This is a genomic window from Jeotgalibaca sp. A127 (assembly GCF_052266745.1).
In the GTDB taxonomy this organism is placed as follows: Bacteria; Bacillota; Bacilli; order Lactobacillales; family Aerococcaceae; genus Jeotgalibaca.
In genome coordinates this window covers 73,545-90,578 of record NZ_JBQPRC010000001.1, presented here as the reverse complement: position 1 = coordinate 90,578, position 17,034 = coordinate 73,545, and the positions used below count along the sequence as shown (strand labels likewise).

The following is a 17,034-nucleotide window of genomic DNA, read 5'->3' as shown; positions in this document are numbered from 1 at the left end:
AAATTTTATGACAAAGAAACTATTAACCCTCTTTACCGCAATGCTGTTCTTGGGAGCGTGCCAAGCGCCAGCATCTGAGACGACAGAATCTACAAGTGTAGCAGTAGATAAAGAAACAGTTATGATTACCGACGTTGCCGGCGAAAAAGAATTGCCTTACCAACCAGAACGTGTGGTGGTTTATGATTATGGAATGTTGGATACGATGGATGCCCTTGGTTTAACTGAAAATGTAATCGGAACAGCAACGAATAATCCGCCCGCTTATTTGGCGGATACTGTAGCCGAACTTGAAAACGTGGGAACACTGAAAGAACCAGATATGGAAAAACTCATTACCCTTGAACCAGACCTGATTATCATTTCTGCACGTTTAGAAGATTTCGCTCCCCAACTGGAAGAAATTGCGCCCGTTCTGCAAATTACTGTCGACCAGGCAGATTACTGGGCATCTGTCCAAGGCAATATCAATACGATTGCTGAAATTTATGGGGTGGATGCTGAAAGTAAATTGGCTGACTTGGAAACTGAAATTACCGAATTGAATGAAAAAACGGCTAAATTTGCAGACCAAGAGGCACTGTTATTGATGTTGAACGATGGCGCGATGTCCGCATTCAGCACCGGTTCTCGTTTTGGACAAGTATTCGATGTGTTCGGCTTCCAACCCGTGGATGTGGCAATCGACTCTTCAACCCATGGCCAAACAGTCGGTTACGAAGGTATTCTGGAAATCAATCCCGATATTTTGTTTGTGGTAGACCGTTCTCAAGCGATTCAAGCTGATGCAGAGAGCCAACTACAATTGTTGGATAACGAATTTATCAAAAAAACAAATGCTGCCATGAATGACCGCATCATCACCTTGTCTCCTGATTTATGGTACTTGTCAGGTGGCGGTTTGGAATCCGTTCATTTAATGATCGAGGAAATCAGTGCAGCATTAGACTAAAAAATAGTATGATAGAAAGTAATAACTCTGGGAGGTAGAGAAATGGCAGTTTTAGAAGTTAAAAATCTACATGTATCGATTGAAGATAAAGAAATTTTAAAAGGTGTTAATTTAACCATCAATACAGGTGAAATTCATGCCATTATGGGGCCAAACGGAACTGGGAAGTCCACTTTGTCCCAAGCAATCATGGGACATCCAAGTTATACCGTAACGCAAGGTGAAATCTTGCTGGACGGCGAAGATGTCTTGGAAATGGAAGTAGACGAGCGCGCTCGTGCCGGTCTATTTTTGGCCATGCAATATCCAAGTGAAATCACCGGCGTAACAAACGCGCAATTCATGCGTGCGGCCATCAATGCACGCCGGCCGGAAGACAACAAAATGTCTGTTATGGATTTCATCAAAAAATTGGATAAAAACATGGCAACACTGGATATGGCTGAAGAAATGGCAGAACGCTATTTAAATGAAGGCTTTTCCGGTGGGGAGAAAAAGCGTAATGAAATCTTGCAGCTGATGATGATTGAACCAACCTTTGCTTTATTGGATGAAATTGACTCTGGTTTGGATATTGACGCTTTGAAAGTTGTTTCCAAAGGTGTTAATGAAATGCTGAATGGTGAATTTGGGGTCTTGATCATTACCCATTACCAACGACTATTAAACTATATCAACCCAACTTTCGTCCACATCATGATGGATGGTAGAATTGTTAAATCAGGTGATGCGAGCCTGGCAAAACGTCTGGAAGCAGAAGGTTACCGCGGGATTCGCGATGAATTAGGACTAGATATCGAACTAGATGAAGATTAGGGGGAACCAAGATGACTGAACTTGAAATACGTACATTTTCGGCTTTCAAAGAAGAGCCAACTTGGATGAAAGACCTCCGCTTCAATAATTTCGGGAGTTTCACGACGCTACAACAGCCTGATATTGAAAAAGTTAATTTTCATCGCTGGGATTTGATGGGTGATGCAATCAACACTGAATACGGTGAAGAATTGATAAACAGCCAACAATACCAGTATGGAGCGGGTGACGCGGCTAAAATTGTCCAATATGGCAAGGAAACAATGATGGAACAACTCCCCCAAGAATTGGTTGAGGCAGGGGTTATCTTTACTGATATATTCACGGCTATGCAGGATTATCCTGAACTGGTCGAAAAGTACTATATGACGAAAGCAGTTAAACCGGATGAAAATAATTTGACCGGTCATCACGCTGCTTATATGAACAGTGGTATCTTTTTATATGTACCAAAAGATGTCGTCATCAAGGAACCGCTTGAAGCCTTGTTTATTCAAAACAGCTTTGTAAAAGAAGCCTTCAACAAACATATCTTGATTGTGGCGGATACTAATAGTGCGGTAACGTACGTGGAAAAATATGAAACAGAAGGCACAGAGAAAAATAGTGCAAATATCATTGTAGAGGTCATAACCCGTCCGGGAGCAAAAGTGAAGTTCTCGGCTGTGGATCATCTAGGTGAAAATACGACCGCATTTATTAGCCGTCGTGGACACTTGGAACGTGATTCTTCCATTGATTGGGCAATCGGCGTCATGAATGATGGTAATATTATTGCTGATTTTGATTCTGACTTAATTGGGGATGGCTCACATAGTGTGGTCAAAGCAGTAGCCGTTTCAACCGGTAAACAAATCCAGGGCATCAATACACGTGTCACCAATTACGGCAATCATTCAATCGGTCATATTTTACAACACGGGGTTATCCTGGACCGCGCAACATTAACCTTTAACGGGATTGGTCACATAATCAAAGGGGCAAAAGGGGCAGACGCACAACAAGAAAGTCGCGTCTTGATGCTATCTGATTCCGCTCGTGGTGATGCGAATCCAATCTTGTTAATCGATGAAAATGAAGTGACGGCTGGTCACGCGGCAAGTGTGGGCCGGGTCGATCCTGAGCAAATGTTCTACCTGTTAAGTCGTGGGATTGAAAAAGAAGAGGCGGAACGGCTCGTGATCCGGGGCTTCCTGGGTACCGTGATTGCGGCTATTCCCTTGAAAGAAATTCGTGATGAATTAGTTGAAATGATTGATAAAAAATTGAGAAGGATTGAAAGCTAATGGATGTAGCAAAAATCAGACAAGATTTTCCGATTTTGTTTCAGGAAGTTAATGACGAACCATTCATTTACCTGGATAATGCTGCCACTACTCAAAAGCCAAAACAAGTCCTTTCAGCCATAGAAAATTATTATTTACATGATAATGCCAATGTTCACCGTGGCGTCCATACGCTAAGTGAGCGGGCAACAAGGCAATTCGAAGCTTCAAGGGAAACGGTACGCGCCTTCATCAAGGCTCGTTCCACGAAAGAAGTGCTCTTCACGCGGGGCACAACCACTTCCCTGAACTGGGTGGCACGGGGATTCGGCGACATTATTGTCGAACCCGGCGATGAAATTTATATCACGCCACTGGAGCACCATTCAAACGTCGTCCCGTGGCAACAATTGGCTAAACGCAAGCAAGCCAAACTATTGTATTTGCCCTTGAATGAAGAAGGTAGTGTCGATTTGGAAGCGGCAAAATCCGTTATTTCCGCTAAGGGAAAGATTTTGGCTGTGACACATGCTTCAAACGTCATGGGAACCATTAATCCGATTAAAGAGTTAGCGGAACTAATACATGCTGTTGACGGCTATATCGTTGTTGATGGTGCGCAAAGTACGCCCCACATGGTCATCGATGTACAAACACTGGATGCGGATTTCTTTGCTTTTAGTGGTCACAAAATGAGTGGTCCCACCGGAATCGGTGTGTTGTACGGAAAAGAAGCGTTATTGGAAATCATGGAGCCGATTGAATTCGGTGGCGAAATGATTGATTTCGTTTATGACGACTATTCAACCTGGACCGAGCTACCGTGGAAATTTGAAGCGGGAACGCCCAATATTGCCGGTGCGATTGGCCTGAAAGCGGCGATTGATTATTTGAATGCCATCGGTATGGATGCGATCGCTGAACAAGAACACAAAATTATTTCCTACTTATTGCCGAAGCTGCAGGAGATTGAAGGCATCACGTTATTCGGCCCGACTGATCCAAACAAACGGACGGGCATCATCACTTTCAACATTGACGGCGTGCATCCGCATGATGTGTCGACTGGATTTGATATGGAGGGGATTGCCATTCGGGCAGGTCATCATTGTGCCCAACCATTGATGCGTTACCTCGATGTTCAGTCAACGGCACGCGCCAGTTTTTACTACTACAATACGCTTGAAGAAGCAGAACAGTTTTTAGTGTCTTTGGTTAAAATAAAGGAGTTTTTCACAAATGGCCTTATCTAGATTAGAAAATTTGTATCGCCAAGTCATCTTGGATCATTCCTCACATCCACGTAATTTTGGTGAACTGGCGGATGCCAACGGAAAGATTGAATTGAATAATCCAACCTGTGGTGATGTCATTCAGTTACATGTGCGTTTGGTCGGTGATCATATCGATGAAGCGAAGTTTTCCGGGCACGGCTGTTCCATCAGTACAGCGAGCGCCAGCATGATGACGGAACTAGTAAAAGGCAAGACAATGGCAGAAGCGAAGCAGCTGATAGAAGAATTTCTGTTGTTGGTTCAAGGCCAAGCTCCTGAGCCTTCGCATCTGGGTGATGCAGAAGTGTTGGGGGGCGTTTCCAAGTTTCCAGCTCGCATTAAATGTGCGACCTTGTCCTGGAAAGCATTGGAACGTATCCTGATGAACCCGAATCAAGAATTGAAGGAGGAATCCATATGAGCGATGTACCTGTAGTAGATGATTATAAATTTGGTTTTCATGACGATGCAGAGATCTTGTATTCAACCGGAAAAGGATTGAATGCAGACATCGTCCGGGAAATCTCCAAGAAAAAGAATGAACCGGAATGGATGCTGGATTACCGGTTGAAATCCCTGGAAGTCTTCCAAAAATCCAAACTCCCGGACTGGGGTCCAGACTTATCAGAACTGGATTTTAACGATATTACCTATTATCAAACCGCAACCGATAAAGTAGCCCGTACGTGGGATGATGTACCCGACAAAATCAAAGAAACGTTCGAAAGAATCGGTATTCCGGAAGCAGAGCGTGCGTATTTAGCCGGAGCATCCGTTCAATACGAATCCGAAGCTGTCTACCACAGCATGAAGGAAGAATTTGAAAAAATGGGGATTGTCTTTACAGATACCGATACGGCTCTGAAAGAGTATCCTGAAATATTCAAAGAACACTTCGGTACGGTGGTGCCACCAACCGATAACTTCCAAGCTGCCTTGAACTCGGCTGTGTGGTCGGGTGGAACTTTTATTTATGTACCAAAAGGCGTTAAATGTGACGTCCCGATGCAAACGTACTTCCGCATGAATAATGAAGGATCCGGCCAGTTCGAGCGGACATTAATTGTCGTTGACGAAGGCGCAAGTATTCATTACGTTGAAGGGTGTACTGCACCGACGTTTTCTTCAAGTTCCTTGCATGCGGCAATCGTAGAAATTATCGTCAAGAAAGACGCGTACTGCCGTTATACAACCATCCAAAACTGGTCCAACAACGTTTACAACCTGGTTACCAAACGTGCGCATGCCCTTGAAAATGCGACGATGGAATGGATCGACGGCAACCTAGGTTCCAAAACAACCATGAAATATCCAAGTGTTCACTTAAACGGACGCGGCGCACGCGGAACGATGCTGACGGTTGCCTTCGCAGGCGAAGGACAAATCCAGGATACCGGCGCGAAAATGATGCATAATGCACCAAACACGTCCAGTTCCATTGTTTCCAAGTCCATCGCCAAAGACGGCGGTTCGGTAAATTACCGCGGTGTGGTACGTTTCGGCAAGAAATCAGAAGGATCTATTTCCCATATCGAGTGTGATACCATCATCATGGATGATTTATCGACTTCTGATACCATTCCGTATAACGAAATCCATAACGGTAACGTTTCTTTGGAACACGAAGCCAAAGTATCAAAAGTATCCGAAGAACAACTCTACTATCTCATGAGCCGTGGCCTCAGCGAACAAGAAGCCACCGAAATGATCATCATGGGATTCGTAGAACCCTTCACCAAAGAACTTCCAATGGAATATGCAGTTGAGTTGAACAGACTGATTGCTTATGAGATGGAAGGGTCTGTGGGGTAGAGTCTAAAAAACAAGCTATAAACACTATTAAGTCAGTGTTTATAGCTTTTTTTTTGTTGAATGTTGGCCCTTACTCATCGAACCGCTTGATTAATGGAGTAAGTGTAATGGTAACTAAAACTCTAATTCAAAATTTAAATCTTCGCTTAGTTTGTTGAAATCTGCATCATGTGCACCACCCACAACTAGCTTAAAGTTTGTAAGTCTCTTGGCGTCTTCTTCAAATAAGAAGTGAACATCACCGTTCTTAACTACTTGACCGATAAAATCTCCACCAACACTATCTGAAATGAACATATCTGCATCTACTTGCTGCTTAGTATTGGCAACGATGGTACAAAGTAGTGGCAGTAGTCAGGTTACTCAGAGATATTGGATAAACCTTTAGTAAAGTTCGTCATCTAATAATTTAAATATTTACATCTAATCTACAACAAGTAATTAAGCACAATTAAGAATTAAGGCATCAATTTAGACAGGAATAAGGGTAATTCTTGGTTTCATCGCAAAAAAAGGAGCTGAAACGAATAATGAACGTTTCAGCTCCTTTAATTATTCAAATTTCGAAAAATAGTTTTTTGTACTTTATTCGAAGCTAACGCTAACTGCAGCGTCCTCTTCATAATCCATATTATCCCAACTGAAGATATGTAGTAACATTTCAAGATTTCCTTCTAATGCGGGTAAATCATTTCCTTCATAGTCTTGAAGGGTTAGTACTGCTTCGGCTATTTTCCCCGGAGCAACTTCTTGGCTCATCATTTGAATAGAATCATCTACCATGCGGTCATTTATGGATAGTGAGCGCGCTTGGACTTCAATACTATCCTCAAGCTTATTTTCTACGTCAAAACGAATCTCTATTTTTTCTTCATCCCATAGTTCATCATAAATATATTCAATTTCTAGAAGAGTCGCTTTGAAGTTATCATTATCGGCGATAACTTCGTTATATTCATAAATAATACCAGAGGAAACATCCTCTGTAATGCTTTCTTCTGTCTCAACATTTTCTTCAGGAATTATCTCAGAAGATTGTACTTCATTCGTTTCTGTAACTCCTTCAGTTTCATTTTCAGTAGCACTTTCAGAACAAGCAACTAACAGTAAAGCTGATAAACTTAGTAAAGAAATAGTTTTTAATTTCTTCATTATTCTGTATCCTCCATTTCTATAAAGTCAGAAGCTTCTGATATGATATTACCAACGTTATCCTTAATGTAAATTGTAGGATGAGTATTACCATCTGAAAAATCAGAAGACAAGTACATTTGTCTGCTAAAACTATCCATGACTAGAGCAAATAATCCGTTTGATAATGCACTCATTTCAGATTTGTCCGGATTATTAATAATAAACTCAATCGTATCGTCATCAGTCATAGTTGAGGAAATAATTGCTATTGTTTGTTCCTCACCATCATATTCTTCGGTTGTCATATCGCTTAATGATTCGATAAATTCTCTAAATTGACGTTTATTTAAGTTGATTTTTTCCCAATCAATCTCTTCATCGGTTCCAATTTTTGATATCTCATTGGTGACTACTTCGTCTAATTCCTGAAGTCCTGGCTCTTCTTCAATTATTTCTGAAGAAGAAACTAGGTTTGTTTTTTCTTCTTGTTGAGCATTATTTTCTGGAGATTCACAAGCGGCGAGAATGATTACTGAAAATCCTAAAAGAAAAATTCTCCTAAATTTAATCATAATTAATCCTCCTTTTAAAAAATAGAATAGTGTAATAGGGATAGTTCAAAATATAAAATCAAGATGGTAACATTGTTATAATATACTATGTAAAAAAATTAAGTGCTTTTGTTAAATATAATAAAAGTGCTGAATTAACAGTATTTCTAGGCATTTTTTTATGGCTCCGAATAAAATTTTCTAAAGATTGACTCATCAATAATTGTTATATTTTTTCCAGCATCATTCAACTCGCGGGCCTTTTTCTCGTTCGTGGTGATTCCAGAAGGTGAAACTTTAAGATCAACTTCACCAACCACAACTATATCCGTCTTGCCAGATACAGCACCTTTTACTACAGCACCTTTTTTGGATGCCATAACCTGCAACGCTTCTTTATGCTCAGAAAAATTACCAGTAAAAACAATATTTTTTCCGTGAAAATTATGTTGCTCTGCATCTTTATCATTTTTAATACTGTTAATCATATTCAAATCGGATTTAGAAAACTTACTATTTTTAAAAGTTCTTATAGGTTTCAGTTCAGAAAATTTTTTAATTGAAATGCTTTTAAATTTAGATAAATATCTTTGAACAGATTTTACATTTTTCAATTCCATACATTTGATAATCACTTCAGCCGCCGCTACGGTATCTGCCAGTGCATTGTGATGATTGTTCAGTTCTATTCCCAGTGCTTCACATCGTTGGTTTAGTTTTCTATAGGCATTGCCACAAGCTTTCGTAGTGAAAGGGATAGCATCGAAATATTCAAAGTCGATATCGTCAATCCCGTAAAGCTCCAGAGTACATTTTAAAACAGACATATCGAAATTGGCATTATAAGCAGTGATGTATTCAGACGATTGAAAATATTGGTTGATTTTTTTCCATATTTCATCAAAAAATGGTTCGTTTTCTGTATCTTTTGGTGTAATCGAATGGATATTTATATTCGCTGTGCGATATTCATTGTTTGGCGGTTGGATGAGGTATGATTCAGTCTTGACTATTTCAGATCCTATTATTAAAGCCAAGCCGATTGAACATGCGCTATTATTTTGTTCTGTCGCAGTTTCGAAGTCAATCACTAGAGTGTCATAATCAAATGCTTTGTCTGCAGGTTTAACCAGTGCTTCTTTAACTGCATTAGTCTTTTTTTCGAGACCAGATTTGATAATTTCTTCTGTGATCACATTAATACTTTTGGGAGTAGAAACGAAGTTTTCTTCTGGCAGATTATTATTAAACACTGTTAATAGTTTTGAAAAAATACCCATGAAAATTCCTCCTTTTCCAAGCTGACTTTCCAAATGAGTTGACCACCATAAGTCTTCCTGAAGCCTTAGATAAATCATATTTTTTTAAAAAAGGGGTTTTTGAATTAATCAGTACCTTGATTTATTTCATTTCTATTTTTCAAGGCTAAATTACCGAAAATTCTATAAAGAGGAAGAATATCTGTCTGTTTAGGGAATTCAAATTTCCGAGGCTCTAAAGTTTCTTGTCTAGCCTTGCGCTTAATGTTTGTCAAATAGGTGATGGTAATTTCACTATCATCGAATCCGGTTCCTGCAGTTTCCATCTCAACATCAACAATGTGAGATAAGTAAATAGATTTGAATGAAATTTTCTTGCCAGTAGCACCTTGTTTGTCAATAAAAATGATTCTAAAGTTAGTAAATACGATGGCATCCCGAATCAATTTATAGCCTGTTTCAATTTCTTCGTTCTCAAATAGATATTGCGAATACTCTTTAGACAGGCTCTCTTTACTTTCCTCGTTCATATTTCCTAAAACGCCCTGAACAATGTTGCCGAAACCAAATTTAGCCATAAAAAACCTCCTAATTAATAATGTTTAAATTTCCACAATGCGTTAAGGTAATGGTTATATCTCCAATATCTCTCAAATCGTTAAAATAATCAAGCAATATTTTTACAGAAAAATCTATAAAGAGGTGACGATAGTGAGTAGAATAAAACTTTTATCTCCAGCACTTGAACATAAAGATCAAATCATGGCCTATCGGCAAGCGTTTCTCGAAGCTGATGCCAGTTTGGATGGGGCTAGTAATTTAGGTGAATACACAAATTATGAAGAGTGGTTGAAGATGATTGATGACAGTGCTGATAAAGAGACCGTCATGAAAGGATGGGTTCCGGCTGTTACATTCTTGGCAATGGATGCTGAAGAAAAGATGGTTGGTATCATCAATATTCGCAAAGAACTGAATGACTATTTGCTCAACTATGGCGGACACATTGGTTATAGCATCCATCCGTCTGAACGCCGGAAAGGTTATGCCACGAAAATGTTGGGGCTGGCTTTAGAAGAATATAGGAAGTTGAATTTACAAAAGGTATTGTTGACCTGTGACAAGGAAAACATCGCTTCCGCCAAGACAATTCTGAATAATGGTGGTGTTTTGGAAAACGAAGTTGTTCAGGGTGATGGTATAACCCAGCGATACTGGATAAATTTATAGTCCAGTTGTTCATATTTGTGGCAAACCGTGACAGAACAGGGCTAAGTATGATATGTTGATAGGAGAGTTAATCAAATATTTGGTTCTTTTTGTGGAATAATATTAAGGACATCATGGGGGAATAGAATTTGAAACGCTTTACAGAAGAAGAAAAACTAAAAATCTTGGCAGATTTAATCGCGATTAAGTCAGTCAACGAGAATGAAATAGAAGTAGCGAATTACTTGAAGGATTTATTTGCCGAATACGGTATTGAATCTAAAATCGTTCCGGTTACGGAAACACGTGTAAACCTGGTTGCTGAAATTGGTAGCGGCAGTCCGGTAATCGGTATTTCCGGTCATATGGATGTGGTTTCGGCGGGTGACGAGAGTGAGTGGACGTCTGATCCGTTTGTAATGACAGAACGTGACGGTAATCTATACGGTCGTGGCACGAATGACATGAAGGCTGGCTTGGTTAACTTGGCTTTGGTCATGATTGAACTGAAAGAAAACAATGAATTGAAGAACGGTACTGTTCGTTTCATGGCAACGACTGGTGAAGAGGTTGGTGGAGCAGGCTCCAAGAAACTTTACGAAGAAGGCTACATGGACGATGTTGATTACCTATGGGTTGCGGAACCATCTCCAGAAACAATCATTTATTCGCACAAAGGCTCTTTGAACTTCCGTATTACATCTCTCGGTGAAGCGGCACACAGCTCAATGCCACACCACGGCTACAATGCGATCAATCCAATTATGAAATATTTGTTGGAATTGGACGAAAAGTTAAACAATGATCCACGCAGTAATGAAGTTCTTGGCAAACTGGTTATGAGTACAACCATTTTAAATGCCGGTAACCAAGTGAACTCTGTCCCAGAAAAAGCAGTGGCGGAAATCAACGTGCGTACGATTGCGGAATTTGATAATGATGAAGTCATCGCATTATTCAAAGAAACAGCTGAGAAATATAACCAAGAAGGTTCAAAAATTAACGTTGAAGTAACGATGTCATTACCGAGTGTCTTCACTACTGGAAAATCAGACATGGTTGAGTTGACGAAAGAACTTGGTAAAAAATATCTAAACTTAGATGTCAAAGTAGAAGGTTCACCTGGTGTGACAGATGCATCCAACCTGTTACGCGATAAAGACGAGAACTTCCCGTTCATGATGTACGGACCTGGCGAAACAAAGATGGCGCATAAGACGGATGAATACGTTCGTAAAGACTACTATCTTGCTTTCTTTGATATTTACAAAGAATTGATTTTGGGATTAACGAAATAAATGATTCAGCAGCCTACTCATTTCTGTGAGTAGGCTTTTTGATTGCAAAAAGCTCACTCAGCCGAATTTTTTATCGCGAGTGAGCTTTATTTTTAAAAATGGCTCACTCGTCTCGAAAATCTTATCCTGAGTGAGCTTTCGCCGACCAAATCACAAAAAAACACTCCCAACGAGGGGAGTGTGTTAAAAATTATTCACCGATAACTTGAACGCGAACTTCGTCTGCGATGTACTCTTTAGGGAATGCTTCGCCTTCGATTGAACCGAATGGCATTTGAGCAATCATTTCGTAGTTAGCTGGCAAGTTGAACATTTCAAGGATTGATTTGTCGAATCCTTCTGCGTGGCCAACGTTCATATGTTGCAAGCTTGCGCCTAGACCTAGTTCAGTCAAAGCCAACCAAGTTGCGTATTGTAAGTTTGCGTTGTTATTTTGTTTGTAAGCTTCGCCGCGAGCTCCTTGAACTGGCATTGCTGCTACAGCATCCAAGTCTTCAAAGAACAAGACAGTACCAACTGCACCTTTAGCTCCTTGCATAACGCCAGACATCATATCCCACATTTCACCTTGTAAAACGTCTTTTTGAACGTCCAGGATATGACCCCATAGTTTTTCGTTATCTTCCCCGAATACGACAACTAAACGACTCGTTTGGCTGTTGAAAGCTGTAGGAACTTCTTTTGCTACTGCACGCAGGCGCGCTGTGATTTCTTCTTTTGTAAGTTCTGTATTGTTTCCGATTGCGTACTGTGTACGACGGCTTTTAGCTAGTTCTGTAAATGGTGACATGTATAATTTTCTCCTTTGGCATAAAAAATTTGTATGTGTTTGAAACACTATAATCAGATTAACACTTACAAAAAGTAAATGCAAGTAGAAAATTCCGAATTGGGAATAATTTTTAAATTTCATTCAATTTGTTATTCATATCAATGAATTTCTCTTCTTCAATCGGTTGATTTGTATCCATGAATTTCGCAACGTCTTTCCGTTTATCCCCGTTGTTGGCAAAAAAGATGGCGATCGGGAGATTGTTTTCATCCACATAAGCAAGTGTAAATTGACAGTCGGACAAAGATCCGCGTGTAATGATACGGTCCCAGGTGAGCGCATGGCCCAGATATTCAAAATGTTGATCATATTGGTCGGTCCAAAAATAGGGGCGGACAGTATAAGGGGAACTCTGAGGATTCAAAATGTTGCGCGCCACGGCTTTACCATGGTCGTGGGCATGCTCCCAGTGTTCGACGTGGATTAGCTGGCTTTGATATGGCCAAACAACGCAATCTCCTACGGCATAGACATCTGGAAGGGTGGTTTCCCCGTATTCGTTAACCAGATAACCGCGTTCCACCTTCAAATCCGGATGGCTGAGGGTGATGTTCGGGGTAACCCCCACGCCAATGACGGCCATTTGACAGTCTATTTGTTTGCCAGTGGCAGTAACTGCTGCACTGACGTTACCATTCTCGTCGATAATAAACGACTGTAAGTCTTCACCGGTTAAAAAACGCACACCATGTTCTTCATGCATTTTCATGAAGTAGCGGGAAGCTTCTTCACCCAAAATGCGACCCAAAGGAAAGTCTGCATGCTCAATGACAGTCACTTGCAAACCCCATTGGGAAAATGTTGATGCCATTTCCAAACCAATGAAACCGGCACCGACAATAACGAGTTCTTTAATTTTCTTGGCCCATGCTTTTATTTTGGTGGCTTTTTCAAAATCCCTTAAATAAAAGATTCCCGCTGCATCGCTTCCCGGTACATTCAATGTACGAAGGACGGAGCCAGTAGCGAGTACCAACGTATCATAGGGGATTTCTTCATTGTCTTGCGTCAGGATCGTTTTTTCTTCTGGATTTATTTGAGTGATGACCGTATTTAATTTGAGTGTGACATCGGCATAATAGTCAGCTTGTTTAAAAAGGGGAGGATCCAGATTTTCTTGATCCAACATCCAGCTTTTTGAAAGTGTCGAGACGTCATAAGGCAGATAGTTTTGTTGATTAATAAGGGTGATCTTCCCTTGATAACCGCCTTTCTTAAGCCCCGCAATCACATTGTAACCAGAAACGGAACCTCCGATGATGACGATTCCATGTTCCATTTTTATCATCTCCTACTTTTATTTCGCACAAGAAATTAACCAACTATTCAACCCTATTATAGAGTGGTTTAAAGAGATAAGCATCTAAATGGCTTTGCCTTCAGGAAAGACATACTACCAATATTATTGCAGTTTAACGCGGTTATAAGTCAATATACTTGTTTAGTTTTCATAAAACGAGCAGTATACTAAATAATTGACAATGGAAAAATCCAAAGAGGTGAAGAGTATGAAAAATAGTAAAGTCTTTTATGGCTGGCGGATAGTGTTAGGAGCAGCGATTGTATTGGCTGTCATGGGACCGGCATCAGTAGCGGTAGCCAATCTTTTCCAAACCCCCGTTACCGAAGAATTTGGTATCAGCAATAGTCAATTTGCAATCAGCAACTCACTTGTTTTAGGTGTGGGCATTTTTCTCTCACCGTTTATTTCGCAAAAATTCGCAACTGGAAATTTCAAATTAGTCTACACAATCGGTATTGTAATTTATGCTCTGGCGTATATGGGCTTTGGATTAGCACCAAATATTTATGTTTTTTATGTGTTGTCATTATTTGTTGGTTTCGGCTACATGACTTCAACCATTATTCCCGTCAGTATGTTGATAAACAACTGGTTCATCAAAAAACGTGGCTTGGCGTTGAGTCTTGCTTTGTCTGGACTGGGAATCGGTGGCGTTGTATTCAGTCAAATTTTGACTCCCTTGATCATAACCATAGGTTGGCGCCAAACGTATCTAATCTATAGTGTGATCATGCTGACTGTTTGCTTACCGATTGTTTTATTTATTTTCAAAGCCAAACCAGAAATGATGAATTTGAGAGCTTACGGAGCAGCGGAAATTGCCGCATCGGTAAGTGATTCTGAAGATCAAATAGCTACTAACCAAGCACCAAAAACCAAAATGGGCATTACTCCTTATTTCGCATTATTAATGATTGGGGCTATGTTTGTTGGAATTGCCAACAACGGGGGACTAGGTCAGTTTCCACCCGTATTGTATGGGATGCATGGTCCGACGACCGGCGCTATGATTGTTTCGGTTTACTCAGCAGTCGGTATCCTGGGTAAAATTTTATTGGGGAACATGAACGACCGTTTTGGTACTGTTATTAGTACCCTATACGCAAGTGTCTTGCTGGCTTTGTCTTACTTTGTCATGTTGTTTGCTGGAAATGTCTTCTTCGCAATTGTTATGGCAGTGTTGTTTGGATTAGGAAATGCAATGGGAACCGTTGCTCCGCCACTGATCACTTCAGCCATCTTCTCGAAGGATGATTTCCCTAAAGCCTATGGTTATGTGCAAAGTGCGCTTCAATTAGGTATGACGGTAGGATCCTTGGTAGCCGCATCAATCGCCGATTTTACCGGCAACTATGCTGCTTCCTGGATTACACTTATGATCGTTTCAGCTTTAGTTGCTGTTATGTGGATTGGCGCTTATCGCAATGCAAAAGGCCAAAACCAATAAGAAATAAACACCTTCAAGATGCTTCCATCTCGGAGGTGTTTTTCTGTTTTGAGGATAAACTGATGGTTGAGAAAGATTGGACTTAACTCCTGTTCGCTGTAAAGTTATGTCCAACGCTTATTGATTTGAGCGGCTTTACTGTTTCAACATCGCGATGATTTCATTTGGCTTCGCCACTTTGCCGTAAGAGACCACCTTTTCATCAATGACGAGGCCAGGCGTCCGCATGATTCCATAAGCAGCGATTTCCTGCATATCCGTCACTTTGGTGATGGTAGCTTTCATTCCAAGATCATTCAATGCTTCCTCAGTGTTTTTTGCCAAATTCACGCAATTCTTGCATCCTGATCCTAAAATTTTAATTTCCATTGAAATCCCTCCTAAGTAATTTTATTAAATAAATAAAGGTGCCAAGAAATTAAAGACATACCCAATCAAAATGATACCGACAACGACAACGGTGAAGAAGACACCCAGCAATTTCGGCTTGACGACTTGCTTCAACATAATAAGTGAAGGTAGCGACAAGGCTGTGACACTCATCATGAAGGCAAGAACTGTTCCTAGGCCAACGTTTTTGGCAACCAACGCTTCCGCAATCGGTAGGGTTCCGAATATGTCTGCGTACATAGGCACACCGACAAACGATGCCACCAAGACCGAATACCATTTGTCTTGGCCCAATATAGCGGTAATGAGCGATTCCGGAATCCAGTTGTGGATGGCTGCTCCAATCCCGACACCGATTAAGATATACAGCCAAACTTTCCTGACAATATCCTTTACTTGTTCCACACCGAAATCGATTCGGTCTTTAGTGGTTAACTCACTTTCCGGTAAATCAATGCTGTTCCGGTTACCATAAACGAAAGACTCAACTTGATCTTCAAGATTTGCTTTTCCGATGAGGGTTCCGCCGATGACTGCGAGAATCAACCCGACAATGACATAGGCAAAAGCTATTCGCCAATTAAAGATGCTTCCCAGGAGGATAACGGATGCTAAATCAACCATCGGGGAAGAAATCAAAAAGGAAAAGGTAACCGCAAGAGGTAGACCGGAAGCCGTGAAACCGATAAACAGCGGAATCGATGAGCAGGAACAAAAGGGCGTCACTGTACCCAACAGAGCAGCTAGAATACTGGCTGTTAAACCATTGAAAAGTCCCAGTATCTTTTTGGTCCGTTCTGGCGGGAAATAGCTTTGGATATAAGAAATCACAAAAATCAAAACGGATAAAAGAATAAAAATTTTAATGGTATCAAAAAGGAAAAATTGCAGACTGGCTCCCACACGTTCAGAGGTATCCAGGCCAAAAACATTTTCGACCACCTTCCCCATAAAATCATTCAACCATACCATTTTGAATAGCTGATCATTCAGCCAAGCAAATATGTTCATTGTCAGCATCTCCTAAATATTCAGACAGTCAACTTATTGGAAAGGTGTTTGAAAAATGTCTTCAAGCCATCTAAGTACTCATGATTGACGGTATATTTGACCATACTACCGTCTTTCCTGCTACCAACCAAACCACTTTCGCATAACAGTTTCATGTGATAGGAAAGGGTCGGTTGTGAGATTGAGAATTCTTCCAGCAATTCACAGGCACACAATTCTTCATTTCCCAACATATCCATGATTTGTAGTCTTGTTTCGTCTGATAATACTTTAAATACTTTTGCATAACTTGTATAATCCGGGTCCATCAGAAGACCTCCTTTCCATCAGAAGACCTCCTTTCCTTCAAATTAGCCACATTAGTGAAAATAATCACATAAAAATCTTTGAAATGTACATTTCTTTATACCTTCATTATACTCCGATATAGATAGATATCAATATGTTTTTGAAGCGCTTTCTTCCTTTAGCCGTTAAATAG

19 protein-coding genes are annotated in these 17,034 nt (G+C 40.5%); 9 read left to right on the top strand and 10 right to left on the bottom strand.

All coding sequences use genetic code 11. The features are described 5' to 3' along the window. Positions 1 to 7 precede the first annotated feature (7 nt). From ACTVAI_RS00470 to sufB, 6 genes are read left to right on the top strand one after another with little or no spacing between them, the layout of a single operon-like run. Positions 8 to 952 carry a siderophore ABC transporter substrate-binding protein gene (locus ACTVAI_RS00470; RefSeq protein WP_443485655.1) on the top strand — a complete coding sequence of 315 codons (945 nt, stop codon included), beginning with the start codon at positions 8 to 10 and terminating at the stop codon, positions 950 to 952. A gap of 42 nt (positions 953 to 994) precedes the next feature. Then, a complete protein-coding gene (gene sufC, locus ACTVAI_RS00465; RefSeq protein ID WP_443485654.1) occupies positions 995 to 1,768 on the top strand; it encodes a Fe-S cluster assembly ATPase SufC in 774 nt (257 codons plus the stop codon). 11 nt (positions 1,769 to 1,779) lie between these two features. Then, a complete protein-coding gene (gene sufD / locus ACTVAI_RS00460) occupies positions 1,780 to 3,054 on the top strand; it encodes a Fe-S cluster assembly protein SufD (RefSeq protein ID WP_443485653.1) in 1,275 nt (424 codons plus the stop codon). Then, on the top strand, positions 3,054 to 4,286 hold the full coding sequence (locus ACTVAI_RS00455) for a cysteine desulfurase (protein WP_443485652.1): 1,233 nt from the start codon (positions 3,054 to 3,056) through the stop codon (positions 4,284 to 4,286). Before sufD ends, ACTVAI_RS00455 begins: the two co-directional genes overlap by 1 nt. Beyond that, on the top strand, positions 4,273 to 4,728 hold the full coding sequence (sufU, locus tag ACTVAI_RS00450) for a Fe-S cluster assembly sulfur transfer protein SufU (RefSeq protein ID WP_443474127.1): 456 nt from the start codon (positions 4,273 to 4,275) through the stop codon (positions 4,726 to 4,728). Before ACTVAI_RS00455 ends, sufU begins: the two co-directional genes overlap by 14 nt. Continuing rightward, positions 4,725 to 6,119 carry a Fe-S cluster assembly protein SufB gene (gene sufB, locus ACTVAI_RS00445; RefSeq protein ID WP_443485651.1) on the top strand — a complete coding sequence of 465 codons (1,395 nt, stop codon included), beginning with the start codon at positions 4,725 to 4,727 and terminating at the stop codon, positions 6,117 to 6,119. The genes sufU and sufB overlap by 4 nt, the downstream gene beginning before the upstream one ends. 114 nt (positions 6,120 to 6,233) lie before the next feature. Here sufB and ACTVAI_RS00440 read toward each other — a convergent pair whose 3' ends face one another. The 5 genes from ACTVAI_RS00440 to ACTVAI_RS00420 form a co-directional block, all read right to left on the bottom strand. Further along, complete coding sequence (locus ACTVAI_RS00440; protein WP_443485650.1) at positions 6,234 to 6,416, bottom strand: hypothetical protein; 183 nt, start codon at positions 6,414 to 6,416, stop codon at positions 6,234 to 6,236. A gap of 288 nt (positions 6,417 to 6,704) precedes the next feature. Next, the gene (locus tag ACTVAI_RS00435; RefSeq protein ID WP_443485649.1) at positions 6,705 to 7,271 is read right to left on the bottom strand and encodes a hypothetical protein; all 567 of its coding nucleotides are present in this window, start codon (positions 7,269 to 7,271) and stop codon (positions 6,705 to 6,707) included. Next, on the bottom strand, positions 7,271 to 7,825 hold the full coding sequence (locus ACTVAI_RS00430; protein ID WP_443485648.1) for a hypothetical protein: 555 nt from the start codon (positions 7,823 to 7,825) through the stop codon (positions 7,271 to 7,273). The genes ACTVAI_RS00435 and ACTVAI_RS00430 overlap by 1 nt, the downstream gene beginning before the upstream one ends. 158 nt (positions 7,826 to 7,983) lie before the next feature. After that, on the bottom strand, positions 7,984 to 9,084 hold the full coding sequence (locus tag ACTVAI_RS00425) for an exonuclease domain-containing protein (RefSeq protein ID WP_443485647.1): 1,101 nt from the start codon (positions 9,082 to 9,084) through the stop codon (positions 7,984 to 7,986). A gap of 104 nt (positions 9,085 to 9,188) precedes the next feature. Next, positions 9,189 to 9,641, bottom strand: a complete 453-nt coding sequence (locus tag ACTVAI_RS00420) for a PH domain-containing protein (RefSeq protein WP_443485646.1) — start codon at positions 9,639 to 9,641, stop codon at positions 9,189 to 9,191. Positions 9,642 to 9,774: 133 nt separating this feature from the next. On the opposite strand from ACTVAI_RS00420, the gene ACTVAI_RS00415 reads away from it, so the two are divergent. Together ACTVAI_RS00415 and ACTVAI_RS00410 are read left to right on the top strand one after the other, a co-directional pair. Next, positions 9,775 to 10,293, top strand: a complete 519-nt coding sequence (locus ACTVAI_RS00415; protein WP_443485645.1) for a GNAT family N-acetyltransferase — start codon at positions 9,775 to 9,777, stop codon at positions 10,291 to 10,293. A gap of 128 nt (positions 10,294 to 10,421) precedes the next feature. Further along, positions 10,422 to 11,570 (top strand): ArgE/DapE family deacylase, encoded by a 1,149-nt coding sequence (locus ACTVAI_RS00410; protein WP_443485644.1) that lies wholly within the window; start codon positions 10,422 to 10,424, stop codon positions 11,568 to 11,570. Between the two features lie 190 nt (positions 11,571 to 11,760). Here the strand turns inward: ACTVAI_RS00410 and ACTVAI_RS00405 are convergent, their stop codons facing one another. Both ACTVAI_RS00405 and ACTVAI_RS00400 read right to left on the bottom strand, forming a co-directional pair. Then, positions 11,761 to 12,360: a nitroreductase family protein gene (locus ACTVAI_RS00405; RefSeq protein ID WP_443474122.1), complete on the bottom strand. Its 600-nt coding sequence runs from the start codon at positions 12,358 to 12,360 to the stop codon at positions 11,761 to 11,763. 112 nt (positions 12,361 to 12,472) lie between these two features. Further along, positions 12,473 to 13,681 carry an NAD(P)/FAD-dependent oxidoreductase gene (locus ACTVAI_RS00400; protein ID WP_443485643.1) on the bottom strand — a complete coding sequence of 403 codons (1,209 nt, stop codon included), beginning with the start codon at positions 13,679 to 13,681 and terminating at the stop codon, positions 12,473 to 12,475. A 229-nt stretch (positions 13,682 to 13,910) separates the two neighbouring features. On the opposite strand from ACTVAI_RS00400, the gene ACTVAI_RS00395 reads away from it, so the two are divergent. Further along, positions 13,911 to 15,152, top strand: coding sequence for an MFS transporter (locus tag ACTVAI_RS00395; protein WP_443485642.1), 1,242 nt, complete (start codon positions 13,911 to 13,913; stop codon positions 15,150 to 15,152). A 135-nt stretch (positions 15,153 to 15,287) separates the two neighbouring features. Here ACTVAI_RS00395 and ACTVAI_RS00390 read toward each other — a convergent pair whose 3' ends face one another. Genes ACTVAI_RS00390 through ACTVAI_RS00380 form a run of 3 tightly spaced genes read right to left on the bottom strand, consistent with a single transcriptional unit; the run spans position 15,288 to position 16,861 of the window. Then, positions 15,288 to 15,521 (bottom strand): thioredoxin family protein, encoded by a 234-nt coding sequence (locus tag ACTVAI_RS00390; protein ID WP_443485641.1) that lies wholly within the window; start codon positions 15,519 to 15,521, stop codon positions 15,288 to 15,290. 24 nt (positions 15,522 to 15,545) lie between these two features. Then, entirely contained in the window at positions 15,546 to 16,547 is a 1,002-nt protein-coding gene (locus ACTVAI_RS00385) for a permease (RefSeq protein WP_443485776.1), read from the bottom strand. 26 nt (positions 16,548 to 16,573) lie between these two features. Next, entirely contained in the window at positions 16,574 to 16,861 is a 288-nt protein-coding gene (locus ACTVAI_RS00380; protein WP_443485640.1) for an ArsR/SmtB family transcription factor, read from the bottom strand. Between the last annotated feature and the right edge of the window lie 173 nt (positions 16,862 to 17,034).

Bases quoted from the DNA above. Each gene is read 5' to 3' on its own strand.
- ACTVAI_RS00470 (WP_443485655.1), top strand. From the start codon at position 8: ATGACAAAGAAACTATTAACCCTCTTTACCGCAATGCTGTTCTTGGGA.
- sufC (WP_443485654.1), top strand. From the start codon at position 995: ATGGCAGTTTTAGAAGTTAAAAATCTACATGTATCGATTGAAGATAAA.
- sufD (WP_443485653.1), top strand. From the start codon at position 1,780: ATGACTGAACTTGAAATACGTACATTTTCGGCTTTCAAAGAAGAGCCA.
- ACTVAI_RS00455 (WP_443485652.1), top strand. From the start codon at position 3,054: ATGGATGTAGCAAAAATCAGACAAGATTTTCCGATTTTGTTTCAGGAA.
- sufU (WP_443474127.1), top strand. From the start codon at position 4,273: ATGGCCTTATCTAGATTAGAAAATTTGTATCGCCAAGTCATCTTGGAT.
- sufB (WP_443485651.1), top strand. From the start codon at position 4,725: ATGAGCGATGTACCTGTAGTAGATGATTATAAATTTGGTTTTCATGAC.
- ACTVAI_RS00440 (WP_443485650.1), bottom strand. From the start codon at position 6,416: ATGTTCATTTCAGATAGTGTTGGTGGAGATTTTATCGGTCAAGTAGTT.
- ACTVAI_RS00435 (WP_443485649.1), bottom strand. From the start codon at position 7,271: ATGAAGAAATTAAAAACTATTTCTTTACTAAGTTTATCAGCTTTACTG.
- ACTVAI_RS00430 (WP_443485648.1), bottom strand. From the start codon at position 7,825: ATGATTAAATTTAGGAGAATTTTTCTTTTAGGATTTTCAGTAATCATT.
- ACTVAI_RS00425 (WP_443485647.1), bottom strand. From the start codon at position 9,084: ATGGGTATTTTTTCAAAACTATTAACAGTGTTTAATAATAATCTGCCA.
- ACTVAI_RS00420 (WP_443485646.1), bottom strand. From the start codon at position 9,641: ATGGCTAAATTTGGTTTCGGCAACATTGTTCAGGGCGTTTTAGGAAAT.
- ACTVAI_RS00405 (WP_443474122.1), bottom strand. From the start codon at position 12,360: ATGTCACCATTTACAGAACTAGCTAAAAGCCGTCGTACACAGTACGCA.
- ACTVAI_RS00400 (WP_443485643.1), bottom strand. From the start codon at position 13,681: ATGGAACATGGAATCGTCATCATCGGAGGTTCCGTTTCTGGTTACAAT.
- ACTVAI_RS00395 (WP_443485642.1), top strand. From the start codon at position 13,911: ATGAAAAATAGTAAAGTCTTTTATGGCTGGCGGATAGTGTTAGGAGCA.
- ACTVAI_RS00390 (WP_443485641.1), bottom strand. From the start codon at position 15,521: ATGGAAATTAAAATTTTAGGATCAGGATGCAAGAATTGCGTGAATTTG.
- ACTVAI_RS00380 (WP_443485640.1), bottom strand. From the start codon at position 16,861: ATGGACCCGGATTATACAAGTTATGCAAAAGTATTTAAAGTATTATCA.